The following is a 23,863-nucleotide window of genomic DNA, read 5'->3' as shown; positions in this document are numbered from 1 at the left end:
ATCAGAAGGTGGCGGCCAGGACGATGCCGACCGAGGCCAGCAGGACGTGGAGGCTGACGCGGTCGCGCAGGGCGAAGACGATGGGATCGTCGTGCATCAGCCGGCGATGGGCCATCAGCAGCACCCGGCCGAACCAGAACATCAGCACCGGGCAGAGCAGCCAGAGCAGCTGCGGATGGTTGTAGAGCGAGTGCACCGCGTCGCTGGAGAGGTAGAGGGTGAGGATGGTGACGGCGTTGAAGCCGCTGGCCGCCGCCAGCGCCGCGACGATCGGCAGGTCGCCGGTCTTGTAGTTGCGGTTCGAGGGATCGGGCAGCGAGCGGTCGAGCAGGCTCGAAAGCTCGATGTATCGCTTCACCAGCGCCAGCGCCATGAAGATGAAGAGCGAGAAGGCGATCAGCCATTCCGAGATGGCCACGTTGATCGCCACGGCGCCGCCCACCACGCGGAAGGCGTAGAGCAGCGCCAGCGCCACGGCATCGATCAGCATCTTCCGCTTCAGCACCAGCGAATAGGCGGTGGTGAGGGCGAAGTAGCCGAGCAGCACGCCGAGGAAAGTGGGTGAGACCACGATGGCCACGGCCAGGGAGGCGAGGAAGAGGACCGGCACGGCCAGGATGCCGTCCATCAGCGGAATCATGCCGCTGGCCAGGGGGCGGCGGCGCTTGGTCAGGTGCGCGCGGTCGGCCGCGAGGTCCAGCAGGTCGTTCAGCAGGTAGACGCTGGAGGCGCAGAGGGAGAAGGCCAGCAGTGCCAGGATGCTCTGCAGCAGCGCCTCCGGCGTGAAGGCATGGGCCGTCAGCAGCGGCACGAAGACCAGGGCGTTCTTCGCGTACTGGTGCACCCGCATCAGCTTCAGCCAGGTCTTGAGGCTGGCGCGGGCAGAGGGCAGGTGCTCGGCATCGGGATGGATGGCGGCGAGGCGCCGGGCGACGCGCGGCGAGGTGCGGATCGCCAGGGCGTGCCCGGCCTCCGCCCAGACGGGCAGGTCGGCGGTGTCGTTGCCGATGTAGTCGAAGCCGCCATGGCCGAAGCGCTCGGCCAGGGCGCGGGCCTTGATCACGCCGGCGAGGTTGTTGGTGGCGTCGGAGGCGAGACAGCCGTCGAAGAGGCCGAGATGGTCGGCGATGGCCCCGACCAGGCGGGCGTTGCTGGCGGAGGCCAGCCAGACCGGGCGGCCCTGGGCGCGGGCCTGCCGGATGCGGTCGAGCACCACCTCGTCATAGGGCAGCGTCGCCGGGTCGAACTCCGCGGTTTCGGCCAGGAGGTGCTTCAGGGCGGCCTTGCCGGAGATCAGGGCGCGCAGAAGACGGAAGCCCGAGAGAGGCTGGCGCCCGAGTTCGGCGAAGGCTGTCTCGATCAGAAGATCGGAGCGGATCAACGTACCGTCGAGATCGACCACCAGGGGCCGGACAGCAGGCGCTGCCGCGGTCGCTGTCAGCAACTCTACTGCCACATCCATGGTGCCCACTCCTTTGTCGCGAGGTCCCCTAATTGGTGCAGAGCAGCAATGAGAAGTAAAGCACAAAATAGAGACAATTCAGATTTTTTGGGCCTCATTGCCGTGTATGAGGCTGCGGGAGAAATTTTTTGCGCCCACCTGTTTGTAGGTGCGGAGGATTATTCCCCCTGCGGTTGCCAGGGAGAAGGATGCTTTCGGCAGGGGAACATCCGCACGGCCGGAATCTCCGCGCGGCCAGGAAGCCCTCAATGCTACCCGGCCGGGGGTTCCACTGTCAGATCGCGCCGCCGGAACGGCGCAGCAGGCCAAGCCCCGCCTCCGGTGCCGCGTCGCCGCGCCTCCGGCGGAGGAGTTCCTGGAGCGCCCGCCGCAGGAGGGGTTCGGCCATGGTGGCCACGGCCAGCGCCGCCAGGGCCGTGCCGGCGATTCCGAGCAGCGCCGCCGCGACCGGCGGCACCCCCTGCGCCAGAAAGGCGTGCCGGAGCGTGTGCCCGATGGGCTCGTGCAGCAGATAGAGGGGATAGGTCATCAGCCCCGCATTCCGCAGGCCCCGCAGCCAGGCCCCCGGCAGGCGCGCGATCCCCGCGCGCCAGACCACCGAGGCGACGATCCCGCCGCAGGCCAGCGCCCAGAGCAGGATGGGCCAGGGCCAGATCGTGGCGGCATCGAGATGCCCGGGCGATTTCTCCACGATCTCCAGGGTGCGGCAGGTCATCTCCACCGGCGCCGCGAGCACCGCCAGCAGCAGGGCCAGGGCCCCGGGGCGCGACAGCCGCCGCCGCGACCAGAGCCAGAGGAAGATGCCGGCGGCGAAGTAGATGCCGTGGCGCAGCAGGGTGAGGTTGCGGACGCCGTAGCCGAATTCGAGCGAGGGACCGTGGATGACGCCGGCCACCTGCAGGGCATAGGCGGCGAGATAGGCGCTGCTGGCCAAAGTGAGGCCGATGCCCAGCCATTCCAGCCGGTGGAAGGCGCCGCGCAGCAGCAGCAGGAGGATCAGCGCGTAGAACACGATCTCGATCGGCAGGGTCCAGTAGGCGGTGGCGATCCAGGGACCGGTCGGAGCCAGGGCGAGCGAGGCCAGGAAGGGCCGCAGCAGGCTGGCATCGGATTGCGGCGCCAGGGCCAGGATGGCCAGGCTCAGCACGGCGCAGACCCAGGCGGCGGGGTAGAGGCGCAGCACGCGGGAGCGCAGGAAGGCCAGCGGCGTCGTGCCGTTCGCGGAATTCGCGATCACGAAGCCGGACAGGACGAAGAAGACCTGCACACCCACCCAGCCGAACCAGCCGACCTCTGGCGTGGCCGCGTCGTACCAGGTGAGATGGAAGAAGGCCACCATCAGGGCCGCCAGGAAGCGGATGGCGTCCACCCCGTAGAGGTAGTCGCCCTTCCGCCCCCCTAGCATCGTCGCGATTGGCGTTTCCATCTTCCTGTCCTGCCTCTCCGGCCTGGCCGGGGCTGTCATGAGAACCAGACGTTGTCCGCGGCCAGGCCGCCGGCGAAGCCCTGGAGGGTGATCTGCACCGGGGTGCCGAAGCCCGACAGGTCGATCACCGTGGCGCCGTTGGCCTGCGCGACATGGCCGCTCAGCGCGGCGAAGTTGCTCAGCCCCGCGATGCCGTCGAAGACCAGCACGTCCTTCTCCGCCGTGCTGAAGTCCTGTACCACCACGTTCCCCGCCACGGGGCGGAAGACGAACTCGTCCGCCCCCGCGCCGCCGATCAGCGTATCGGCGCCGCCGCCGCCGGTCAGGCGGTCATTGCCGTCGGCGCCGTTCAGCGTGTTCGCGCGCGTGTCGCCGATCAGCAGGTCGTTGCCGCCGCCGCCGAGGACCGAGGTGAGGCCGGAGGCGATCGCCTGGGCACTGCCGCCGGGCGTGCCGCCGCCGTTGCCCTGGGCCGCCAGGATGGCGTTCAGCCAGTACTGCGCCATCTCGGCATAGCCGGCCTCGGTCGGGTGGATGCCGTCATACATGTCGGCGGTGGTGACGCCGGGCATCTCGACCAGCGTGACATGCTGCCCGCCGGCGATGGCGCTCTGCACGGTGGAGCGGATGACGGCGTTGACCGCGTTCACCTCCGCCGCATCGGCCCAGGCGGTCGGCAGGATGGTCGAGACATAGACATGGGTGGCGGGATTCGCGGCCGCGATCGCATTGAGCATCGCCTTGATGTCGGTGCCCGCCGTGTTCTGCGCCGCGTCCTCGCGGAAGACATCGTTGGCGCCGGCCATCAGCAGCACCGCGTCGGGCGCGCCGCCGCCGAGCAGGCCGGGCAGGATGGTGGCGAGCTCCTCCGCCTTCCAGCCCGGGAAGCCGGCATGGTCGTGGTCGGGCAGGCTGCCGGTGCCGGAGCTCTGGGTGCCGACATAGTTGATCAGCATGTCCCGGTCGGTGAACTCCGCCCAGAGCGGCTGGCGGTAGCCGTTCGCCAGGTTGTCCTGCAGGTAGCCGTAGTTGGTGTCGATCTGCCGCCAGCCATAGGTGATGGAATCGCCCAGCGGCATGATCTTCAGCGCCTGGGCCCACTGGCCGGTCGCGAGATTCGCCACGACCCCGTCCGCGTGGTCGGCCAGGGACAGGGTGGCGGCCGCGGCGGGCGTGTCGCTCGCACCCGTGATGGTGACGGTCAGGGTGGAGCCGAAGCTGGCGACGCCGGTGCTGGCCTGGGTGGCGGGGGTGCCGGAGGTGGCGAGATAGGTGTCCGCCGTGGCGCCGGCATTCAGCTGCGCGCCCCAGATCTCGAAGCTGCCCGAGGTGAAGGTGGAGAGGTCGTGCAGAATCGCGACATTGGCGCTGTTGCTGCCGCTGCCGGTGAAGGTCCAGGTGAAGTGCTGCCACTCGCCGGTGGCGAGGGCGGACTGGAAGTGGTTGCTGCCGCCGTCGAAGTAGTTGAAGCTGAAATGCCCGTCGCCGGCGGCGAGGCGGATCCAGGCGCTGAAGGTGGACTGGCCGCTGACGTCCGTGCCGGTATAGATGCCGGTGCCGGAGCCCGTCATGCTCAGCAGCTCGGCCGTCCTGGAGCCGATGGGGCTGAGCGCCGCGTCGGCCATCACCGTGGCGGAGGCGCCGTTGTTGCTGAACCGCACCCAGGCCGGATTGTCGAGCGCCTCCGAGTAGGGCAGCAGGTTCTGCGTGGTGATGGTATGGCTGGCCCCGTCCGAGATGGTGTAGCGGAAGACGTCGGTGACGCTCCGCCCGGCCTCCAGCGCCTGCACGTTCGCCTGCGCATTGGCCAGGACATAAGTGTACTGGCCGTTGGCGCCGAGCACGAGGCTGCCATAGGTGCCCGCGATCACCGTGCCCACCCCTGCGGCCAGCCCGTTCACGGCGGTGACGGCCAGCGTGTCCCGGTCCGCGTCCCTGTCGTTGGACAGCAGGTTGCCCGTGGCCTGCAGCACCCCGTCCTCCGACACGGCGGCCCTGTCCGCCACCGCGACGGGCAGGGCGGGGCCGCCGGTGCCGATATCGGCCGCGCCGGCAATGGCGACGGTCAGGGTGGCGGTCTCGGAACCCGTGCCGGCGCTGGTGACGGTGACGGGGCTGCCGGCCGTGGCGATGTAGCTGCCCGCCGCCGCGCCCTGGTTGAGCTGGGCACCCCAGAGCTCCAGGACGCCGGAGGTGGCGGTGGCCAGATCGTGCATGAGGGCGACGTTGGCGTTGCCGTCGCCGTTCGCGTCGAAGGTCCAGCTGAAGCGCTGCCACGCGCCGGTCGCCGTGGCGGCCTGGAGATGGTTGCTGCTGCCGTCGAAGTAGTTGAAGCTGAAGTTCCCGTCGCCGCTGGCCAGGCGGACCCAGACGCTGAAGGTGTACTGCCCGCTGACCGCCGTGTTGGCGTAGATGCCGGTGCCGATGCCGGACAGGCCCAGCAGGTCGGCCGTACCGCTTCCCGTGGGGCCGGTGGCGGCATTGGCCGTCACCGTGGGCTGGGTGCCCGTGACCGTGAAATGCCCCCAGGAGGCGTCGTCGAAGGCCTCCGACTGCGCGATCAGGTTCTGCGTGGTGACGGTGGTGCCGGTGACCGGGGTGCCGGTGGTGGCGACATAGGCGCCGGCGCTGCCGCCGCTGTTGAGCTGGGCGCCCCAGATCTCGAGGACGCTGCCGGTGGATGAGGCGAGGTCGTGCAGGATGGCGACGTTGGCGTCGCCGTTGCCGTTGCCGGTGAAGGTCCAGCTGAAGCGTTGCCATTCGCCGGTCGCGGTGCCGGACTGGATACTGTCGCTGGTCCCGTCATAGTAGTTGAAGGCGAAGTTGCCGTCGCCGCTGACCAGCCGGACCCAGACGCTGAAGGTGTGCGGCCCGCTGACGGCCGCGGCGGTGTAGAGGCCGCCATCCGCCGGCAGGCTCAGCACATCGGCCGCCGCGGTGCCTGTCGGCCCGGTCGCGGCATCGGCGGCGACGGTGGGCAAGGCGCCGTTGCCGTTGAACGGCACCCAGGAGGCATCGCCGAAAGCCTCTGACTGCGCGATCAGGTTCTCGCCGGCATCGGCATGGGCCTGCCCGTCCGAGACGGTGTAGGTGAAGCTTTCCGTCACCGTCTGGCCGGCGGCGAGCGCCTGCACGTTCGCCTGCGCATTGGCCAGGACATAAGTGTACTGGCCGTTGGCGCCGAGCACGAGGCTGCCATAGGTGCCCGCGATCACCGTGCCCGCCCCTGCGGCCAGCCCGTTCACGGCGGTGACGGCCAGCGTGTCCCGGTCCGCGTCCGTGTCGTTGGACAGCAGGTTGCCCGTGGCCTGCAGCACCCCGTCCTCCGACACGGCGGCCCTGTCCGCCACCGCGATGGGTCTGCTGTTGGTGGTGGTCGCCATGCTCATGCCCTCCTGGCACTGCCGATGCGTGGACCGGGCCCGGGGCGGGCGGCCGGGGCGATGGCCAAGGCATGACGGCGAGGCAGGGGCCTGCAGGCCAGGCTCCCGCCCACCCGGCCCGAGCAGCGCGGCGCCGAATACAACCTGAAGGCGAACGGAACGCTCCGGCGCTGCCGGGTCCCCGCCGGATGTCCGATGCGTCCCATCGTTCCTGGCCGCGTGTCCTTACCTGTCCTTGCGCCGCATCATGAGACCCTTGAGACGGTAGCGCAATAACTATTGCTAAAAGAAGCGCAACAGTCTTTATGATGAGACAATATCTTGTTTCGCCCTTTCAGCGGATCGATTCTCACGATCTGAACGGCACCAAACGGAGGCCCGGACGGTCCCATGCTGACCAAACTGCTCCCGCTCGCGGATCTCGTGACGATCGCGGGCAGCCTGTTCCTCTTCTTCCGGCTGTCACGCCGGGAGGCGAGGCCGGCCTGGGCCCTGCCGGCCCTCTGCGCCGTGGCGGCGCTGGCGCTCTTCGCCATCTCGGAGCCCCGGCACCTCTTCGAGGACTTCCGGGCCGCCTACTACCAGGCGGGGCAGGCCGTGCTGGACAGCCCCGCGGCGCTGGGGCCACAGATCGAGCGGGGTGTGGACGGCTTCGTGAACCTGCCCGTCGTGGCCTATCTCTTCGCGCCTTTCGCCCTGCTGCCCGACAAGGCGGCGGCGGTGCTGTTCACGCTGATCGGCCTCGCGGCCACGGCCGGCGCCTTCCTGCTGCTGGTGCGGCTCGCCGGGCTGCGCGGGCCGGGATTCTGGCTGCTGCTGCTGCTCTTCGCCATCAACGGGCCGCTGCAGAACAGCCTGAAGGAAGGCAACACCACCCATATCGTGCTGCTGATGCTGGCCGCCGGGCTCTGGCTGCTGCGCGGGCGGCGGGACGTGGCGGCGGGGCTGCTGCTCGGCCTCGCGGCGGTGATCAAGCTGCCGCTCATGCTCTTCGGCCTGTATTTCCTGCTGCGCCGGAACTGGGGCGCCACGGCGGGCTTCGCCGGCTTCTGCGGCGTGGCCGGGCTGCTTTCCCTCGCCATCTTCGGGTGGGAGATGCACTGGCACTGGCTGCAGCTCAGCGTGCTTCAGTTCAGCAGCCATCCGCTCGGCGCCTTCAACGTGCAGTCCGTGACGGGCTTCCTGGTGCGCCTCGCCGAAGGCCCGGCGGCGCTGATGGACTGGGAGACGCTGCGCACCCCGCCGCCTCTGCAACGGATGACCGGCACGGTGGGGGTCGGGCTGCTCTACCTGACCGCGCTGCTCGCCTGCGTGAAAGGCGCCTCGCACGCGGCGCGGAACAGGGACGCGGAGGGGAGCCGCGGGCAGGACCTGGAATACATGCTGGTGCTGGTGATGGCCGTGGTCAGCAGCCCGCTTTCCTGGTCGCACTACTACCTGCTGATGCTGATGCCGGCGGCCTTCTTCCTGGCCCCCGGCTCCGCCCTCGCCGCCAGCGCCACACGCCATGCGCTGGGCTGGGCGGCGATCCTGCTGACGACGCCGGCGGTGCTGGTCATCGCCTTCGCCAATCCGGGGCTGATGGAGGCCTATGCGCGGTTCGGCGTCTCCTACCTGCTCTTCGGCGGGCTGATGTGGTTCGGGCTGCTCGCCTGGAGCCGGGCACGCGCCGCCGCGCCCCAGGGCTTCCGCCTCGGGACGCCGGCCACGCAGCCGCTGGCGGGTTCCTGACGCCGGGGCGGAGAAACGCTTCCGGCACCTTCCGCTCGCCGGATCGCGCCGCCCTTTGGGGGCAAGGCTCACCTTGCCCCCAAACCCTTGGGAAGCCGGGCAGACGAATATGCCTGACCCTGGACCTCCCCTTCGTTGGTACCCGCTGCCAGCCTGTCATGCCGGGACGCGTGGCTTCGCGGCGGCCAAGGGCGTCACCGGCGTGGACGCCACGCTTTTCTTCTTCCGGGCGTCCCGCCGGTCCAACTGCTCCAGGAGACCGTGCGGGAACCGGCTTTGCCACCCCTGGACTAACCCCTGGGCCGACGAAAGGCGGGGGCCAGGGAGGTCGGAGCATTGCTTCGGCAGTTCCTCCGGCGGAGGCGGCGCCTTCCCCGGGGGCAACCACAAGTGCGACGCCACAGCACGGACGGCGCGCCGGACGGGCGTATCACCCCGGCCCCAGCGGCCAGAACCAGGCGATGAGGGGCACGCCGGTCAGGACCACCAGGACGGAGAGCGGCAGCCCCAGCCGGGCATAGTCGCCGAAGCGGTAGCCGCCGGGGCCCATGACCAGCGTGTTGCACTGGTGGCCGATCGGGGTGAGGAAGTCGCAGGCCGCCCCCACGGCCACGGCCATGAGGAAGGGGTCGGGGTTCAGGCCGAGGCGCTGGGCCAGGGCCGCGGCGATCGGCCCGACCACGAGGACCGTGGCGGCATTGTTCAGGAAGGGGGTCAGCAGCATCGCCACGACCATGGTGATGGTCAGCGCCCCCAGGGGCGGCAGGCCGGAGACCAGGTGCTGCAACCCGGTGGCGAGCAGGTCCGTGCCGCCGGTGCGCTGGATGGCCTCGCTGACGGGGATCAGCGCCGCCAGCAGGATCAGCACGGGCCATTCCACGGCCTCGTAGGCCTCCTGCATCGTCATGACCCGCAGCAGGAGCAGCACCACCGCCGCGCCGAAAAAGGCGACCGCCACCGGCAGCACATGCGTGGCCACCAGCGCCATCGCCGCCGCCAGCACCAGCAGGGGAAGCCAGGAGCGGCGGCTGTGGCCGAAGGCGATGGCGCGTTCCGCCAGCGGCAGGACGCGCAGGCCGGCCAGCGCCTCCGGCACGGCGGCGGCCTCGCCGCGCAGCACGATCACGTCGCCCGGCCGCAGCCGTAGGCCGGACAGGCGCTGCTGGATGCTGTGCCCGGCGCGGCTGACCGCCAGCAGCGTCACCCCGTGCCGCCCTTGCAACGAGAGCTGTCCCGGCGTGTGCCCGGCCAGCGGCGACTCGGCGGTGACGACGCCTTCCACCACGCTGATCTCGCCGGCCTGGCCGGGCGCCTGACCGTCGCCGGCCAGGACCAGCTGGGCCCGGGCCACCAAGCGCTCCAGCCCCTCCGGCTCGCCACGCAGGAGCAGCACGTCGTCGGGGCGCAGCACCCAGTCCGGGCGCGGGACGAAGCGGCGGAAGCGCTCGCGCACCACCACCGCGACGCGCGCCTCGCCATCGCCCAGGGCCTCCAGCGCCGCCACCGTCTTTCCGGCCAGCGGCGACCCGGCGGGAAGGCGGGCCTCGGCGGTGTAGTTCTCGATGTTGAAGGCGGCCTCCAGGGAGGGCGTGCCGCGCCGCCCGGTGGGCAGCAGGCGCCAGCCCAGGGACAGGAAGACAAAGCCGACCAGGGCGATGCCCAGCCCCACCGGCGTGTAGTCGAACAGGCCGAAGGGCTGCCCGGTCAGCTCCTGCCGCACGCGCGCGACGATGATGTTGGGCGAGGTGCCGACCAGCGTCACGATGCCGCCGAGGAGCGAGGCGAAGGACATCGGCATCAGCAGGGCGGAGGCGGGCGTGCCGGTCCGGCGCGCGAGCTGCAGCGCCACCGGCATCAGGATGGCGAGCGCGCCGACATTCTTGGTGACCATGGAGAGCAGCATGGTGACGCCGACCAGCACCGGCACCTGGACAGCCGTGCCGCGCAGGTAGGGCGTGAGCGGCCGCATCAGCGTCTCGACCGCACCGGAGCGGGCCACGGCATGGCTGATCACCAGCGCCGCGCCGACAATGACCACCACGTCGTCGGAGAAGCCGGAAAAGGCGGAGGCCGCCGGCACCACGCCCAGGACCACCCCCGCCAGCAGGGCGCCGAGCGCCACGAGGTCGTAGGGCAGGCGCCCCCAAAGGAACAGGCCGATGGTGGCGGCCAGCAGGCCGAAGGCCAGGGCCTGGTCGAGTGTCATGCGATTCCCCTGGGGCCGTGGAAGGTTCAACTGCCCCTTGGCCATCCCCGCGGGCATCAACCAGCCTCGGGGGGCAGGGTTTCCAGCCCGGAGGCCAGGGCCAGAAGCGGCACGAGCGTCCAGACCAGCGTGACCGCGGCCACCCGTGTCGTTGCTTGCCACCGGACCAGGGACCGGGCGCGGCGCTCCGGCGGCCGGAAGCCAGGGCTCCTGTGTCATCGGTGACATGGCGCTCCCCTTCCCCGGTGGATGCCCCGGCCACGCGGCCACGGAGGTCCTTCCGGCGGCTGAATCCTGGCGCTCCTGCAAGACATCGGCCCGGGCATGAAGCCGCTGGCCTTCCGGTGCGTTCCGCGCCAGCGCGGTTCCTGGCCCCTGCGCATGCAGGGGCCAGGAACCAACAGGGAAGGCGCCGGCGGGGATGAGGCCGATGGATGAATCGGCAGGTGCGGGGGCCGTGTCCCTCGCAAGGAACAGGGGGAAAGACCATGCCGGAGCAGCAGGGGCCGGAGCAGCAGGGGCCGGAGCAGCAGGGGCCGGAGCAGCACGGGCCGGAGCAGCGCGGGACAGGAACGCAATGGGTGGCCGGGAGCGGCGGCGCCTCGCTGCGCAACGCCTTCCGCAACCTCGCCGATGCGATTCCCCAACTGGCCTGGATCGCCACGCCCGATGGCGACATACACTGGTACAATCGCCGCTGGTACGAATACACCGGCCGCAGCTTCGCGGAGATGCGGGGCCAGGGCTGGCGCGAGCTGCACCATCCGGACCACCTGGAACGTGTCGTGGCGCGTTTCCGGGCCGCGCTGGAAAACGGCGAGGAGTGGGAGGACACCTTCCCGCTGCGCCGGCATGACGGCACCTATCGCTGGTTCCTGTCCCGTGCCCTGCCGCTGCGCGACGCGGGCGGACGGATCATCCAGTGGAGCGGCACCAACACCGACGTGACCGAGACGCGCGGCGCCGAGGAACGCCTGCGGCGGAGCGAGGAGCGTTTCCGCACGCTGATGGATGCCTCCTCCGCCATCATCTGGACCACGCCGGGCTCGGGCGAGTTCGAGGCGCCGCAGCCGCGCTGGATGCAGTTCACCGGCCAGTCCTGGGAGGAGCATCGCGGCTGGGGCTGGCTGGAGGCCATCCATCCCGAGGACCGCGGCCGCACCGCGGAGGTCTGGGGCCATGCCAAGGAGACGCACAGCCTCTATGCCATGGAGCACCGGGTGCGCCGCTGGGATGGCGCCTGGCGCCACATGGAAGTGCGCGCCGCGCCCGTGCTGGCGCAGGACGGGTCGCTGCGGGAATGGGTGGGCTCGCACACCGACATCACCGACCGCAAGCGGGCGGAGGAGGAGCTGGAGCAGGCGCGCGACGCCGCCGAATCCGCCAACCGCGCCAAGAGCCAGTTCATCGCCAACATGAGCCACGAGCTGCGCACGCCGCTTTCCGCCGTGATCGGCTACAGCGAGATGCTGGCGGAGGAGGTGGAGGATCTGGGCGAGGCGCATCTCCTGGCCGACCTGCGCAAGATCGAGAGCAACGCCCGGCACCTGCTGGGCCTGATCAACGACGTGCTGGACCTGTCGAAGATCGAGGCCGGGCGCATGACCGTCTCGGTCGGCAGCTTCGACGTCGCGGCCCTGCTCGCGGAGGCGGCGGGGGCGGTGCAGCCGCTGGTGGCGCGGCGGGGCAACACGCTGTCGCTGCGGCTGGAGGAGCCGCTCGGCGCGATGGAGTCGGACCAGACCAAGATCCGCCAGTGCCTGCTGAACCTGCTGGGCAACGCTTCCAAGTTCACCGAGGAGGGCCGGATCACCCTGGCCGCGCGGCGCGAGGCGGGGGAGGGGCGCGACTGGCTGGTCTTCCAGGTCATCGACACCGGCATCGGCATGAGCGCGGAGCAGCTTTCCCGTCTCTTCCAGCGCTTCACCCAGGCCGACGAATCCACGACGCGGCAGTTCGGCGGCACCGGCCTCGGCCTTTCCATCACCCGCGCCTTCTGCCGGGAGCTGGGCGGCGAGGTGAGCGCCGAGAGCACGGCCGGACAGGGCTCGGTCTTCACCATGCGGCTGCCGGCCCGCTTCGAGGCGGCGGCGAAGGGCGAGGGGGAGGCCATGGCGGCGGAGGCGGCCCCGGTGGAACAGGAGGGCCGCGTCGTGCTGGTGGTGGATGACGACCCCGCCGCGCGGGAGCTGATGACGCGCTTCCTGGAACGGGAAGGCTTCCAGGTGCGCTGCGCGAGCGACGGGCGATCCGGCCTGGCCCTGGCGCGGGCGCTGAAGCCGCGCGCCGTGCTGCTGGATGTCGAGATGCCGCAGATGGACGGCTGGTCGGTGCTGCATGCCATCCGCGGCGACCCCTTGCTGTCCGGCGTGCCGGTGGTGATGGCCTCGGTGGTGAACGAGAAGAGGCTGGGCCATGCGCTGGGCGCCACCGACTATCTGACCAAGCCCATCGCCTGGGAGCGGCTGCGCCGGGTCATGGAACGCTTCCGCCCGCCGGCGGCGGAGGGCGAGGTGCTGATCGTGGACGACGATGCCGAGGCGCGGGGGCGGCTCCGCACCATGCTGCAGCGGGACGGCTGGCGCGTAGCCGAGGCGGGCGACGGGCGGGCGGGGCTGGAGCTGGTGACCCGGTCGCTGCCATCCCTCGTCCTGCTGGACCTGATGATGCCGGTGATGGACGGCTTCGGCTTCCTGGAGGGGCTGCGGCAGCGCCCGGAGGGGGCGGAGGTGCCGGTGATCGTGCTGACCGCCAAGGATGTGACGCCGGAGGAGCGCGCCTGGCTGGACCGGCGGGCGGAGCGGCTGATCCTGAAGGGCAGCGTCAGCCTGAACGAGCTGGCGCACGAGGTGCGGGACCTGGTGCCCGCGCCGGAGGAGAACAGCCGGGAGCGGCCGCCGCCGGCCGCAGGGAGGCCCGCATGACGCGCATTCTTCTGGTCGAGGACCACGAGGAGATCTGGGACTTCCTGTCGCGCCGGCTGCGCCGCCGTGGCCACGAGGTTCTCCTGGCCATGGACGGGGAGGCGGCGGTGGAGATGGCGCGGCGGGAACGCCCCGACATCGTGTTGCTCGACATGAACCTGCCGGTGATGGATGGCTGGACCGCCGCCGGGCTGATCAAGGCCGGGGCGCCGCCGGGCAGCGCCATCCCGATCATCGCGCTGACCGCCCATGCCATGGCCGGGGACCGGGAAAGGACGCTGGCGGCAGGCTGCGACGACTACCACCCCAAGCCGGTGGATTTCTCCCGCCTGTTGCAGCAGATCGAGGCCCTGGCGGGCGTGCCGGGGGCAGGCACGCAGGGGGCCGGTTGATGACGGTGGCGGGCTTCCTGTCGCGCCTGCGGACCGGCGACGGTGCCGGCATTCCGGGCACTGGCGGTCCGGGCACCAGCATTCCAGGCGCCGGATCTTCCGGAGCCGGCATGACCGGGGGCGGCGGGTTCCCCACCCACCCGGCCGCCGCGCCGCCCGCCGATCCGCCGCCCCCGGCCGGGCGGCGGCAGCGTGCCCTGCCCGCGCCGGAGACTCTGCTGCACGAGGCCGTGGCGCAGAAGCTGCTGCACGGCTGGCTGCAGAACCGGCAACAGACGCTGTTTCCGCTCAGCCTGAGCCTGCGGGGCCTGCCCGAGGCGCAGCTCGCCCTTCTCGCGGGGATCATGGCCGTCTCGATGCTGGCGGGGCTGCGGCCGCCGGATGAGGAGCGGGGCGAGAGCCCGGGCTGGGTGCAGCGCCTCGCCCTCCTGCGTGGGGACGAGGCGTTGCCGGCCCGGATCGAGGCCGCGCTGCACCAGCCGCCGCCGCTGAGCCAGGTTCTGCGGGAGGCACAGGCCGCCGGGCTGGCGGCCCATGCCTATGTGGCCGCGCTGGTGGTCTCCGACCCGCGGGACGAGGCCGGGCGCCTTTTCCTGGACTATCTCGCCGCCCGGCTGGCCCTGCCGCCCGCCATGGTGCGCGGTGCCGAGCGCCGCTACCGCCGCTGAGGCGGGCCGCCGGCGCGCGGCGCCCGTGCGGGTGCCGTCAGAGCCCGGCCATCCAGTGCCGTGCCAGGGACAGGTCCATCTGCGACAGGCCGTGCCCCGCCGGCAGGGGATGATAGGTGACCTCCGCCCCCGCCCGGCGCAGGCACGCCGCCAGCCCCTCGCTGTTCGCGGCGGGGATGATGGGGTCGGCGCTGCCGGAAAGCAGCAGGACCGGCGTGCCGGCGAGGCCCGGCGGCGGGACCGGCTCCTCGTCCCGGAAGGGCTGCATGGCCCGCAGCAGCACCGCCCCGCGCAGCAGGCCCGGATGGCGCAGCAGCAGCGCCGCGGCGATGTTGGCGCCGTTGGAGAAGCCCAGGGCGACCGGCGCCTCCAGCCCGTAGGCTTCCCGCGCGCCGTGGAGGAAGGCGGCGAGTTCGTCGGTGCGGTGGCGCAGGTCCGCCTCGTCGAAAACCCCCTCCGCCATGCGGCGGAAGAAGCGCGGCATGCCGTTCTCCAGCACCTGCCCGCGCGGCGAGAGCAGGGCGGAGCCCGGCGCCACCGCCTCGCCCAGCGGCAGCAGGTCGTCCTCGTCGCCGCCTGTGCCGTGCAGCAGCAGCAGCGGCGGGCGGCCCGGCCGCGTGGCGGGCCGGAACCGGTGCCGGAAGCCCAGCCCGGTGCCGGTCGTGGTATCGGTCACGATGTCGCTCATGCGGGATACTCCCTTTGCGTTGCTCTCCCCGGAAGGGCGGCGGCACGCCCCCCTTGCCGGGTGCGTGCCGCCGCGCCGCGGTCAGGCCAGGGCTGGCAGGGCGGCCTCGATCGCCGCACGGTGCGGCCGCAGGAAGGCCGGCAGTTGCAGGCCGGTGCCCAGGGCCTCCGGCGCCTCGTCCACCGCGAAGCCGGGGATGTCGGTCGCGATCTCGAAGAGCACGCCGCCCGGCTCGCGGAAGTAGATGGAGCGGAAGTAGTCGCGGTCCTTCTGCTCCGTGGTGCGGATGCCGTGGTTCTCCACGAGCCGCCGCGCCATCTCCATCTCCGCCGCGTCGTCGGCGGCGCGGAAGGCCAGGTGGTGCACCGAGCCGCGCCCCGGCCGCGCCGGCAGGAAGCCGCCGACGCCTTCCAGGTCCACGATCCCGCCCAGCGCCGTGCCCTCGGCCCGGTAGCGCAGCGTGTTGCCCTCGCGCGCCGCCTCGGCGAAGCCGAAGACGTCGGCGAGGATGGCGCCGGTCGCCTCGGTGCGGTCCAGCATCAGCCGCACGCCGTGGAAGCCGCGGATCGCCATTTCGGCCGGGACCTTGTCCCCCTCCACCGGGTGGCTCCAGGCGGGCTCGGCCTCGATGCCGGGCAGGCCCGCCAGGGCGAGGCGCATGCCGTCCGGGTCGCGGAAGCGCAGCAGCGTCTCGCCGAAGGCCTCTGCCCGCTCCACGCCATGCGGCGTCAGGCGCTGCATCCAGTAGCCGATCGCGCCTTGCGGCACGCGGAAGACCGTTTCCTGCAACTCGCCGGTGCCGGCGCGGCCGGGGGCGGCGTTCCCCCAGGGGAAGAAGGTCAGGATGGTGCCGGGGCTGCCGGCCTCGTCGCCGTAGTAGAAGTGGTAGGCGCCGGGATCGTCGAAGTTCACCGTCTTCTTCACCAGCCGCAGCCCGAGGGTGCGGGTGTAGAAGTCGAGGTTGCGCTGCGCCTTGCCGGCGATCGCGGTCACATGATGAATGCCGTTGCGGGCCATGGAAGCTCCTCCAGGTCTGGGTTTCGCTGTCGGCCATGCATATGGGCAATGGGGTATCCGGTTCCACTGGATACGGATTGCGCTGGTGCAATGCGAGCCGTGCGAAGAAGCCCGCCCCTTCCGGTGCGCGGTGCGGGATGCGAGGCTGCGGCGCATCGTGACCGATGCCTCCCGTTCCTCCCCTGCCCTCGCCTGGGACGATTTCCGGCTGATCCAGGCGGTGGCGGAGACGCGGGCGCTGCCGGCGGCGGCGGCGCGGCTCGGGGTGGCGCATTCGACCGTCTTCCGCCGGCTGCGGCAGATCGAGGAGATGCTGGGCTATCCGCTCTTCGAGCGACACCGGGGCGGCTATGCCCCGACGGCGGCGGGGGAGGAGATGGCCGCCCTGGCCGGGCGGGTGGAGGAGGACATCGCCGCCGTCACCCGCCGCCTCGCCGGACAGGCACCGGGCCCCGCCGGCGAGGTTCGGCTGGCCACCAGCGACAGCCTGCTGGCCGACCTGATGATGCCGATGCTGGTGCGCTTCCGCGCCGCCTGCCCCGATGTGCGGCTGGACCTCGTCACCGGCAATGCCGCCGCCAACCTGTCGCGCCGGGATGCGGATGTCGCGTTGCGGGCCAGCGATTCGCCGCCGGACACGCTGGTCGGGCGGCGCGTGGCGCGGATCGCCTGGGCGCTCTACGAGACCGCCGCCACGGCGCCCATCCCGGAAGCCGATCCGATGGGACGGGACTGGGTCTGCCTGGGTGACAACCTCGCCGGGATGAAGGTGACGCGCTTCGCCCGGGAGCGCGTGCCGGCGGCGCGGCTGGCGGCGCGGTTCGACGGGGTGCTGGCGCTGGCCGATGCGGTCGAAGCGGGGCTGGGGATCGGGCACCTGCCCTGTTTCGTGGGGGATGCCCGGCCGAGCCTGCGCCGCCTGGCCCCGCCGGAGCCGGACTTCGCCGCCGATCTCTGGCTGCTGACCCATCCGGACCTGCGGCACCTGCCCCGCATCCGCGCCGTGACGGAGTTCCTGGCCAGCGCCATCGCCGCGCGACGGGCGGTCATCGAGGGGGAGGCCGGGTGATGCGGGGGAAGCCTTCCGAAGGTCACGGCGTGTCGGAGGGAATTCCGCTCGTGGCGCCCCCCGGGGGAGAGGCGCTGCCTCTCGCCCCGGCCCCCTCTCCGCCGGGGACCGAAGCCGGTCCCCGGACCCCGGGCTTTCGTGGGGTCCGGTGGCTGCCGTTGGTTTTCGGCCTGATCCCTGGGAACAGGTGGAAACGCGGGACGCCCGGGAAGAAGAGAAATACCGTGTCCGTGCTGGTGGCGCCGGCAGCCTGCCGGAGGGCGATGCTCTCCGGCGCGATCCGGCATCTGTGGGCGCCAACTCACCGGGTCCAGGGCGCGCAGCGTCCTGGCGGATAGGGGGTCCGGGTGAAAGGCGGCGCCTTTCACCCCGGGGACGGCGCAATGCCGGGCCAGGAGTGCGGACTGGCGGAGGCGGCATTTGGCCGTGGCGATGCGGGGCGGGTATGTAGGGGATTCGCAGGAGCGTCCCCTTGGCCGACACGACGAGCGAATTGACGGAGCCGCATTTCCGCCGGAACGATCCGGAGCGCACGAAGCGGGAGATCATGGAGGCGGCGCGCGAGGAATTCGCGCGGCACGGGCTGACGGGCGCGCGGGTGGATGCCATCGCGGCGCGCACCAAGACCGCCAAGCGGATGATCTACTACTATTTCGGCAGCAAGGAGGGGCTCTACCTCGCCGTGCTGGAAGCCGCCTATGACGACATCCGCTCGGTGGAGCGGGAGCTGCGGCTGGAGGCGCTGGCGCCGGAGGAGGCGATCCGGCGGATGGTGGAGTTCACCTTCGACTACCAGTGGGACCATGCGGACTTCACCCGCCTCGTCACCATCGAGAACATCCATCACGGCCAGTACCTGCGCCAGTCCCGCAGCGCCCGGGCGCTGAACGTCACCATCATCGATGCGCTGCGCACCATCCTGGAGCGGGGGCGGCGCGAGGGGCTGTTCCGCGGGGATGTCGATGCCGTGGACGTGCATCTCTTCATCAGCGGCTTCTGCTTCTTCAGGTCCGCCAACCGCCACACGATCGAGGTTCTGTTCGGCAAGGACCTGGGCGAGGAGGCACTGCGGACGCGGCACCGGGAGATGCTGGTGCAGGGCGTGCTGGGGATGCTGCGGCCACTTGGGGATGGGACCGGTGCGGAGGGCGGCGCCACGCCATGAGGCGGCGGAGCGGCATGGAAACCGGCCCGGCCGGGAAACCCATCACAAGCCAGGGAGCTTCTTCGGCATGATCTTTCGCCCGCCCGTCCCGCGAAACCTCAGCCCCTCCGTTCCTGGCCCCTCCCCTTCCCGGCCGCCGGTGAGCCCGCCGTGCTGCCGCTGATCCTGCTGATCGCCGTGGCCGGGGCCTGCCTGGCCGCGCCCGTGTCGCGCCTGCTCGGCCGCGCCGGCGGCTGGGGGCTGGCGCTGCTGCCGGCGGGGCTCTTCGGGATGTTCCTGAGCTTCGCGCCACTGATCGCCGGGGGCGGCGCCGCGGAGACGCGGCTGCCCTGGGCGCCGTCGCTGGGGGTGGATCTGGCCTTCCGGCTGGACGGCTTCTCCTTTCTCTTCGCGCTGCTGATCACCGGCATCGGCACGCTGGTGGTGGTCTATGCCGGGTCCTACATGGCGGAGAAGTCGCCGGGCGACCGGGCGCGCTTCTTCACCCTGATCCTGCTCTTCATGACCGCCATGCTGGGGGCGGTGCTGTCGGACAACCTGCTGGTCTTCTTCATGTTCTGGGAGGCCACCAGCATCCTGTCCTTTCTGCTGGTGGGCTTCGACGGCAAGAGCCCGGCCTCGCGCCGCTCGGCGCTGCAATCCCTGCAGGTGACGGTGGGCGGCGGGCTGGGGCTGCTTTGCGCCATCGTGCTGATCGGGGTCACCCTGGGCAGCTTCAGCTTCTCCGGGGCGACCGGCCGGGTGGAGGAGCTGGCGCGGAGCCCCTGGGCCGCCCTGATCGTGATCGGGCTGCTGCTCGGCGGCTTCACCAAGTCGGCGCAGTTCCCCTTCCACTTCTGGCTGCCCAACGCGATGCAGGCGCCGACACCGGCCTCGGCCTATCTGCATTCGGCCACGATGGTGAAGCTGGGCATCTACCTGCTGGCGCGGTTCGAGGGGTTCTTCGCCGAGGTTCCGGGCGGGCGCAGCATCCTGATCGGCTTCGCCGCGGCGACCATGCTGGTGGCGGGGGTGCAGGCGCTGCGGGCGCAGGGCTTCAAGGCGGCGCTGGCCTATTCCACCGTCGCCTCGCTGGGCATCCTGGTGATGCTGATCGGGCTGGACGGGCCGATGGCCAGCGTGGCGACCGTGGGCTTCATCCTGGCGCATGCGCTCTACAAGGCGGCGCTGTTCTTCTGCGCGGGCAATGCCATCCACGCCACCGGCAAGTCGCATCTGCGGCAGATGGGCGGGCTGGTGCGCTTCCTGCCGCTGACGGCGGTGGCGGCGAGCCTGGCCAGCCTTTCCATGGCCGGGCTGCCGCCCTTCATCGGCTTCATCTCCAAGGAGTTCCTGTTCGAGGCGCAGATCCAGAGCTCCTGGGACGCCGTGCCGGTGGCCATCGCGGTGCTGGTGAACGCGGTGATGGTGGGCGTGGCCGGGGTGGTCTCGCTGCGGCCCTTCTTTCTCGGGCGCGGCAAGATCACCGAGGTCAGGCATGGCGAGACGGTGGGGCTGACGCTGGGGCCGCTGCTGCTGTCGCTGCTGGGCCTCGCCATCAGCCTGGAGCCCGACTGGGTGCGCGACAACGTGCTGAATCCGGCGGTGCTGGCGATCTATGGCGCGCCGGTGGAGGTCAAGGTCGAGCTTTGGCACGGGCTGACGCCGATGCTGATGCTGAGCGTGGTGGTGGTGGCGATCGGTGCCGTGATCGTCGCCTTCTGGCGCTCGATCCATAGCTGGCTGCTGGCGCTCCAGCCCATCGACCACTATGCCGCCGAGATCGGCTACGACGCGCTGATGCGCGGGCTGGTCGGCTTCGCCGGGCGGCTCACCCGCTTCGTGCAGAACGGTGACCTGCGGCGCTATCTCTGGCTCGGCGCGGCCTCGGCCATGGCGCTCTGCCTTTTCGGCGCGGTGCGGGCGGGCACGGTGCCGCGCTGGCCGGCATTCGGCCATCCCGATCCGGCCACCGCCGCCATCCTGCTGGTCGGGCTGGCCGGAGGCTTCGCCGCCGCCCGCGCGCGCTCCCTGCTGTCCGCGCTGGTGGCGGTGGGGCTGGTGGGGCTGGCGGTGGCGCTGGTCTTCCTGCGCAACGGCGCGCCGGACCTGGCGCTGACGCAGTTCTCGGTGGAGGCGCTGATCGTCGTGCTGCTGACCGCCGTGCTGCTGGTGCTGCCGCTCGCGGCGCCGGCGACGCGCAATCGGGCGGAGCGGCAGCACGACATCCTGCTGTCCTGCTGCTTCGCCGCGCTGGTCTTCCTGGCGAGTGCCGACATGATGGCCGGGCCGGCGGATACCACGGTGTCCGGCTTCTACGGCGCGCAGAGCTATGCCGCCGCCTTCGGCCAGAACGTGGTCAACGTGATCCTGGTGGATTTCCGCGGCTTCGACACGCTGGGCGAGACGGTGGTGATCGGCATGTCGGCGCTGATGGCCTGGTCGCTGCTGCAGGCCGGTCCCGCCCCGGCGCGGGAAAGGCCGGCCGCCTTCATCCTGGCCGCCACCAGCCGTGCCTTCTTCGCGCTGCTGCTGCTGGCGGCGGTGATGATCCTGCTGCGCGGGCACAACCAGCCCGGTGGCGGCTTCGTCGGCGGGCTGGTGGCCGCGCTGGCCTTCGCCATGCTCGCCCTGGCGGGGGGCGTGGAGCGGGCGCGGGCGGCATTGCGGCTGCATCCCATGGTGCTGGTTGGGCTGGGGATGGGGTTGGCGGTGCTGAGCGGCGTGCCGGGGCTGCTCGCCCATGGCAGCTACATGAAGCATCTCTGGGTGGAGGCCGACCTGTTTGGCCTCGCCGTCAAGCAGGGCACGACGCTGCTCTTCGACCTGGGCGTCTTCGCCGTGGTGCTGGGCGGGGTGCTGGCCTTCCTCTTCGGGCTGCAACGGGAGGCCGAGCGATGAACCTGCTGACCGCCTTCGTGGCCGCCGCCCTGGCCGGATGCGGCCTCTACATGGCGCTGTCGCGCAACCTGGCGCGGCTGGCCCTGGGGCTGGCGCTGCTGTCCACGGCGGTGAACCTCGTGCTGTTCATGACCGGGCGGCTGCGCTCGGACCAGCCGCCGCTGATCCCCGATGGGGAGAAGGTGCTGGGGCTGTCCGCCGATCCCCTGCCCCAGGCGCTGGTGCTGACCGCCATCGTGATCGGCTTCGCCCTGACCGTGGTGCTGATGACGCTGGTGCTGCGCGCCTGGCGCGGCGAGGGCACGATCAACGGCGCCCGGATCGCCGCCGCCGAGCCCCCCTTCCCCGAGGACGAGGAGGACGCCGATGCGCGCTGACCTCGTTCCCGGCATCCTCCTGCTCTGGCCGGTGGTGGGCACGCTGCTGGCCGCGGCGCTCTGCGCCGTGCTGCGCCACCGCCCGGACTGGCAGCGCGCCACGATGGAGGCGGCCACCGGGCTGATGCTCGCCGCCTCGCTCGGCCTGCTGGCCGAGGTGTCGCAGAACGGGCCGCTGACGGTCGGCTTCGGCGGCTGGCCGCGCTCCTTCGGCGTGAGCTTCACCGCCGACCGGCTGGGGGCGATGCTGTCCGTCTTCACGGGCATCGTCGGGCTGGTGGTGGCCATCTATGCCCGGGCGGATATCGGGCCGCGCCGCCGCGCCAGCGGCTTCGACGCGCTGTTCCTGGCCATGCTGGCGGCGGTGAACGGCGCCTTCCTGACCGGCGACCTGTTCAACCTCTATGTCTGGTTCGAGCTGATGCTGGTGACGGCGCTGGGCCTCACCGTGCTCGACCGGCGGCGGGCGCAGATCGACGGGGCGATCCGCTATGCCGCGCTGAGCATGCTGGGCGCGGCCTTCATGCTGCTCGGCATCGCGCTGCTCTTCGGCGAGGCGGGGACGCTGAACATGGCCGACCTGTCCCGCGCCCTGAACGGCCGCGCGCCGAGCCTGGCGCTGGTGGCCTCCGCCTTCCTGCTGCTGTCCGGCTTCGGGCTGAAGGCGGGGCTCTTTCCCTTCTTCTCCTGGCTGCCGGCGGCCTATCCCACCGCGCCGATGACGGTGCTGGCGGGCATGGCCGGGCTGCTGACCAAGGTCGGCTTCTATGCCTGCCTGCGCGTGCTGGTGCTGGTCTTCGGGCTGGGCACGGCGCCGGTCATCCCGGGCCTCGCGCCCATGCTGGGGCTGCTGGCGGCGGCGACCATGGTGCTGGGCGTGCTGGGCGCCATGGCGCAGGAGGACACGCGGCGCATCCTGGCCTTCCAGATCGTCGCCTCGATCGGCACGATGATGATGGGGCTGGCGCTGGCCAGCCTGGCGGGGCTCGCCGCCGCCATCCTCTACATGCTGCATTCCATCCTGGTGACGACGAGCCTGTTCTTCGCCGCCGGGGCCATCGCGCGGGCCAATGGCAGCACCGACCTGAACCGCTGCGGCGGGCTGATGAAGCGGCAGCCGATGCTGGCCGTGTATTTCGCCGTCCCGGCCCTGTCGCTGGCCGGGATTCCGCCCTTCTCGGGCTTCTGGGGCAAGTTCGTGCTGGTGCAGGCGGGCTTCCTGTCGGGCGGCGCCTTGCTGGCGCTGGTCCTGCTCGCGACCGGCTTCGTCACCGTCTATTCCATGAGCCAGATCTGGGTGGAGGCCTTCTGGAAGGCGCCCGGCAGCGGCCGCGCGCCGCGTCGCGTGCCGCCCGCGATGCTGGCGGCCATGGGCATCCTGGCCTTCCTGATCCTCGCCATGGGAATCGGGGTGGAGCCGCTCAGCGCCTTCGCGCGCGAGGCGGCCCGTGGGATGGTGCCAGGGGCGGCGCCGGCGGGAGGCGGCGCATGAGCCTGCTTCGCCTGCCCCTCCGCCTCTGGGCGCTGCTCTGCCTGGTCGCCACCTTCCTGTGGGACCTGGTGGCCTCCTCCCTCTCCGTGGCGCGCATCGTGCTCTCGCCCTATGCCCAGCCGCTGCCGGCCATCGTGGTGGTGCCGGTGGAGGCGCGCACGCGCTGGGGCGTGGCGCTCTTCGCCTATTGCGTCTCGCTGACGCCGGGCTCCACCTGCCTGCACGTCTCGGACGACCTACGGCGCTTCTACGTGCATGTGCTGGACGCGCGGAGGGACGAGGAGGTCATCGCGCAGTTCAAGCGGCTCTACGAACGCTGGATCCTGATGATGGAGGGGGGACGATGAGCATGGACGGGATCGAGACCCTCGCCGGGCTGCTGGCTTTCGTCCTGGTGCTGCCGCTGGGCCTCGCTGCCTATCGCATGATCGCGGGACCGGGCTTCGCCGACCGTTTCGTGGCGCTGGACATGCTCACCGCCGTCGCCGTGGCCTTTGCCGCCATGACGGCCCTGGCCACCGGGCGCAGCGCCTTCCTCGATGTCGGGCTGGTGATCGCGCTGGTGAACTTCGTCGCCACCTGCGCCTTCGCCGCCTTCCTGGAACGCAAGGGAAGCCAGCGATGATCGCCGCCATCCTGATGATCCTGGGCACGGCCTTCCTCTGCATCGCCGCCATCGGCGTGGTGCGCCTGCCCGATGCCTTCCAGCGCATGCATGCCGGCACCAAGGCCGGCACGCTGGGCACCATGCTGGTGCTGGTCGGCGCGCTGCTGGCGGGCGATGCCGTGAAGCTGCCGACCGGCGTGCTGACGATCCTCTTCCTGCTGCTCACCCTGCCGGTCGCGGCACAGCTTCTCGGCCGCGCCGCCTACATGTCCGGCGCGACACTGCGCGGGCTGAAGGGCGAGGACCCGCTGGCGGAAGTGGTGGAACGGCAGAAGGCGCCGCTGGAGGAACGCCTGCGCGGCTGATCGGGGCGCCG

Annotated in this window: 18 protein-coding genes; 12 read left to right on the top strand and 6 right to left on the bottom strand. The window is 71.4% G+C overall.

Annotated elements, in window-relative coordinates:
* Position 1: 1 nt before the first annotated feature.
* The 3 genes from CTJ15_RS18890 to CTJ15_RS18880 all read right to left on the bottom strand — a co-directional run bounded on the left by CTJ15_RS18890 (position 2) and on the right by CTJ15_RS18880 (position 6,271).
* Positions 2-1,462, bottom strand: a complete 1,461-nt coding sequence (locus CTJ15_RS18890; protein ID WP_099781840.1) for a UbiA family prenyltransferase — start codon at positions 1,460-1,462, stop codon at positions 2-4.
* A 274-nt stretch (positions 1,463-1,736) separates the two neighbouring features.
* On the bottom strand, positions 1,737-2,888 hold the full coding sequence (locus tag CTJ15_RS18885) for an acyltransferase (RefSeq protein ID WP_226945984.1): 1,152 nt from the start codon (positions 2,886-2,888) through the stop codon (positions 1,737-1,739).
* Between the two features lie 35 nt (positions 2,889-2,923).
* Positions 2,924-6,271 carry a VCBS domain-containing protein gene (locus CTJ15_RS18880; protein WP_171979044.1) on the bottom strand — a complete coding sequence of 1,116 codons (3,348 nt, stop codon included), beginning with the start codon at positions 6,269-6,271 and terminating at the stop codon, positions 2,924-2,926.
* A gap of 390 nt (positions 6,272-6,661) precedes the next feature.
* On the opposite strand from CTJ15_RS18880, the gene CTJ15_RS18875 reads away from it, so the two are divergent.
* Positions 6,662-8,002, top strand: a complete 1,341-nt coding sequence (locus tag CTJ15_RS18875) for a glycosyltransferase family 87 protein (RefSeq protein WP_075821837.1) — start codon at positions 6,662-6,664, stop codon at positions 8,000-8,002.
* A 430-nt stretch (positions 8,003-8,432) separates the two neighbouring features.
* On the opposite strand, the gene CTJ15_RS18870 is transcribed toward CTJ15_RS18875, so the two are convergent.
* Entirely contained in the window at positions 8,433-10,208 is a 1,776-nt protein-coding gene (locus tag CTJ15_RS18870; RefSeq protein ID WP_058389682.1) for an SLC13 family permease, read from the bottom strand.
* Between the two features lie 488 nt (positions 10,209-10,696).
* Here CTJ15_RS18870 and CTJ15_RS18865 point away from each other — a divergent pair, with 488 nt between their 5' ends.
* The 3 genes from CTJ15_RS18865 to CTJ15_RS18855 all read left to right on the top strand — a co-directional run bounded on the left by CTJ15_RS18865 (position 10,697) and on the right by CTJ15_RS18855 (position 14,192).
* Entirely contained in the window at positions 10,697-13,132 is a 2,436-nt protein-coding gene (locus CTJ15_RS18865) for a response regulator (RefSeq protein WP_099781839.1), read from the top strand.
* A complete protein-coding gene (locus CTJ15_RS18860; protein WP_019463207.1) occupies positions 13,129-13,524 on the top strand; it encodes a response regulator in 396 nt (131 codons plus the stop codon). Before CTJ15_RS18865 ends, CTJ15_RS18860 begins: the two co-directional genes overlap by 4 nt.
* 110 nt (positions 13,525-13,634) lie before the next feature.
* Positions 13,635-14,192 carry a DUF533 domain-containing protein gene (locus tag CTJ15_RS18855; RefSeq protein ID WP_126281916.1) on the top strand — a complete coding sequence of 186 codons (558 nt, stop codon included), beginning with the start codon at positions 13,635-13,637 and terminating at the stop codon, positions 14,190-14,192.
* 37 nt (positions 14,193-14,229) lie between these two features.
* On the opposite strand, the gene CTJ15_RS18850 is transcribed toward CTJ15_RS18855, so the two are convergent.
* Positions 14,230-14,880: an alpha/beta hydrolase gene (locus CTJ15_RS18850; RefSeq protein WP_099781838.1), complete on the bottom strand. Its 651-nt coding sequence runs from the start codon at positions 14,878-14,880 to the stop codon at positions 14,230-14,232.
* Positions 14,881-14,961: 81 nt separating this feature from the next.
* Positions 14,962-15,897: a ring-cleaving dioxygenase gene (locus CTJ15_RS18845; protein ID WP_075822366.1), complete on the bottom strand. Its 936-nt coding sequence runs from the start codon at positions 15,895-15,897 to the stop codon at positions 14,962-14,964.
* A gap of 157 nt (positions 15,898-16,054) precedes the next feature.
* Between CTJ15_RS18845 and CTJ15_RS18840 the strand changes: the two genes are divergently transcribed.
* The 8 genes from CTJ15_RS18840 (at position 16,055) to mnhG (ending at position 23,852) form a co-directional block, all read left to right on the top strand.
* Positions 16,055-16,966, top strand: coding sequence for a LysR family transcriptional regulator (locus CTJ15_RS18840; RefSeq protein ID WP_075822371.1), 912 nt, complete (start codon positions 16,055-16,057; stop codon positions 16,964-16,966).
* 472 nt (positions 16,967-17,438) lie between these two features.
* Complete coding sequence (locus CTJ15_RS18835; protein ID WP_083755482.1) at positions 17,439-18,131, top strand: TetR family transcriptional regulator; 693 nt, start codon at positions 17,439-17,441, stop codon at positions 18,129-18,131.
* A gap of 150 nt (positions 18,132-18,281) precedes the next feature.
* Entirely contained in the window at positions 18,282-21,011 is a 2,730-nt protein-coding gene (gene mbhE, locus CTJ15_RS18830) for a hydrogen gas-evolving membrane-bound hydrogenase subunit E (RefSeq protein ID WP_099781836.1), read from the top strand.
* Positions 21,008-21,388 carry a sodium:proton antiporter gene (locus CTJ15_RS18825; RefSeq protein ID WP_019461400.1) on the top strand — a complete coding sequence of 127 codons (381 nt, stop codon included), beginning with the start codon at positions 21,008-21,010 and terminating at the stop codon, positions 21,386-21,388. The genes mbhE and CTJ15_RS18825 overlap by 4 nt, the downstream gene beginning before the upstream one ends.
* Complete coding sequence (locus CTJ15_RS18820) at positions 21,378-22,880, top strand: proton-conducting transporter membrane subunit (protein ID WP_019461399.1); 1,503 nt, start codon at positions 21,378-21,380, stop codon at positions 22,878-22,880. The genes CTJ15_RS18825 and CTJ15_RS18820 overlap by 11 nt, the downstream gene beginning before the upstream one ends.
* Positions 22,877-23,227, top strand: coding sequence for a Na+/H+ antiporter subunit E (locus CTJ15_RS18815; RefSeq protein WP_019461398.1), 351 nt, complete (start codon positions 22,877-22,879; stop codon positions 23,225-23,227). The genes CTJ15_RS18820 and CTJ15_RS18815 overlap by 4 nt, the downstream gene beginning before the upstream one ends.
* Complete coding sequence (locus CTJ15_RS18810) at positions 23,224-23,505, top strand: monovalent cation/H+ antiporter complex subunit F (RefSeq protein WP_019461397.1); 282 nt, start codon at positions 23,224-23,226, stop codon at positions 23,503-23,505. The genes CTJ15_RS18815 and CTJ15_RS18810 overlap by 4 nt, the downstream gene beginning before the upstream one ends.
* Positions 23,502-23,852 carry a monovalent cation/H(+) antiporter subunit G gene (mnhG, locus tag CTJ15_RS18805; protein ID WP_019461396.1) on the top strand — a complete coding sequence of 117 codons (351 nt, stop codon included), beginning with the start codon at positions 23,502-23,504 and terminating at the stop codon, positions 23,850-23,852. The genes CTJ15_RS18810 and mnhG overlap by 4 nt, the downstream gene beginning before the upstream one ends.
* Positions 23,853-23,863 lie beyond the last annotated feature (11 nt).

This window comes from Roseomonas sp. FDAARGOS_362, from assembly GCF_002754815.1.
Classification (GTDB): Bacteria; Pseudomonadota; Alphaproteobacteria; order Acetobacterales; family Acetobacteraceae; genus Roseomonas; species Roseomonas mucosa.
Note: the sequence above shows the minus strand (reverse complement) of the source record. Positions and strands in the feature narration are given on the sequence as shown.

Excerpts from the sequence above, each read along its gene's own strand:
- CTJ15_RS18890 (WP_099781840.1), bottom strand. The coding sequence starts at position 1,462 with ATGGATGTGGCAGTAGAGTTGCTGACAGCGACCGCGGCAGCGCCTGCT.
- CTJ15_RS18885 (WP_226945984.1), bottom strand. The coding sequence starts at position 2,888 with ATGGAAACGCCAATCGCGACGATGCTAGGGGGGCGGAAGGGCGACTAC.
- CTJ15_RS18880 (WP_171979044.1), bottom strand. The coding sequence starts at position 6,271 with ATGGCGACCACCACCAACAGCAGACCCATCGCGGTGGCGGACAGGGCC.
- CTJ15_RS18875 (WP_075821837.1), top strand. The coding sequence starts at position 6,662 with ATGCTGACCAAACTGCTCCCGCTCGCGGATCTCGTGACGATCGCGGGC.
- CTJ15_RS18870 (WP_058389682.1), bottom strand. The coding sequence starts at position 10,208 with ATGACACTCGACCAGGCCCTGGCCTTCGGCCTGCTGGCCGCCACCATC.
- CTJ15_RS18865 (WP_099781839.1), top strand. The coding sequence starts at position 10,697 with ATGCCGGAGCAGCAGGGGCCGGAGCAGCAGGGGCCGGAGCAGCAGGGG.
- CTJ15_RS18860 (WP_019463207.1), top strand. The coding sequence starts at position 13,129 with ATGACGCGCATTCTTCTGGTCGAGGACCACGAGGAGATCTGGGACTTC.
- CTJ15_RS18855 (WP_126281916.1), top strand. The coding sequence starts at position 13,635 with ATGACCGGGGGCGGCGGGTTCCCCACCCACCCGGCCGCCGCGCCGCCC.
- CTJ15_RS18850 (WP_099781838.1), bottom strand. The coding sequence starts at position 14,880 with ATGAGCGACATCGTGACCGATACCACGACCGGCACCGGGCTGGGCTTC.
- CTJ15_RS18845 (WP_075822366.1), bottom strand. The coding sequence starts at position 15,897 with ATGGCCCGCAACGGCATTCATCATGTGACCGCGATCGCCGGCAAGGCG.
- CTJ15_RS18825 (WP_019461400.1), top strand. The coding sequence starts at position 21,008 with ATGAACCTGCTGACCGCCTTCGTGGCCGCCGCCCTGGCCGGATGCGGC.
- CTJ15_RS18820 (WP_019461399.1), top strand. The coding sequence starts at position 21,378 with ATGCGCGCTGACCTCGTTCCCGGCATCCTCCTGCTCTGGCCGGTGGTG.
- CTJ15_RS18815 (WP_019461398.1), top strand. The coding sequence starts at position 22,877 with ATGAGCCTGCTTCGCCTGCCCCTCCGCCTCTGGGCGCTGCTCTGCCTG.
- CTJ15_RS18810 (WP_019461397.1), top strand. The coding sequence starts at position 23,224 with ATGAGCATGGACGGGATCGAGACCCTCGCCGGGCTGCTGGCTTTCGTC.
- mnhG (WP_019461396.1), top strand. The coding sequence starts at position 23,502 with ATGATCGCCGCCATCCTGATGATCCTGGGCACGGCCTTCCTCTGCATC.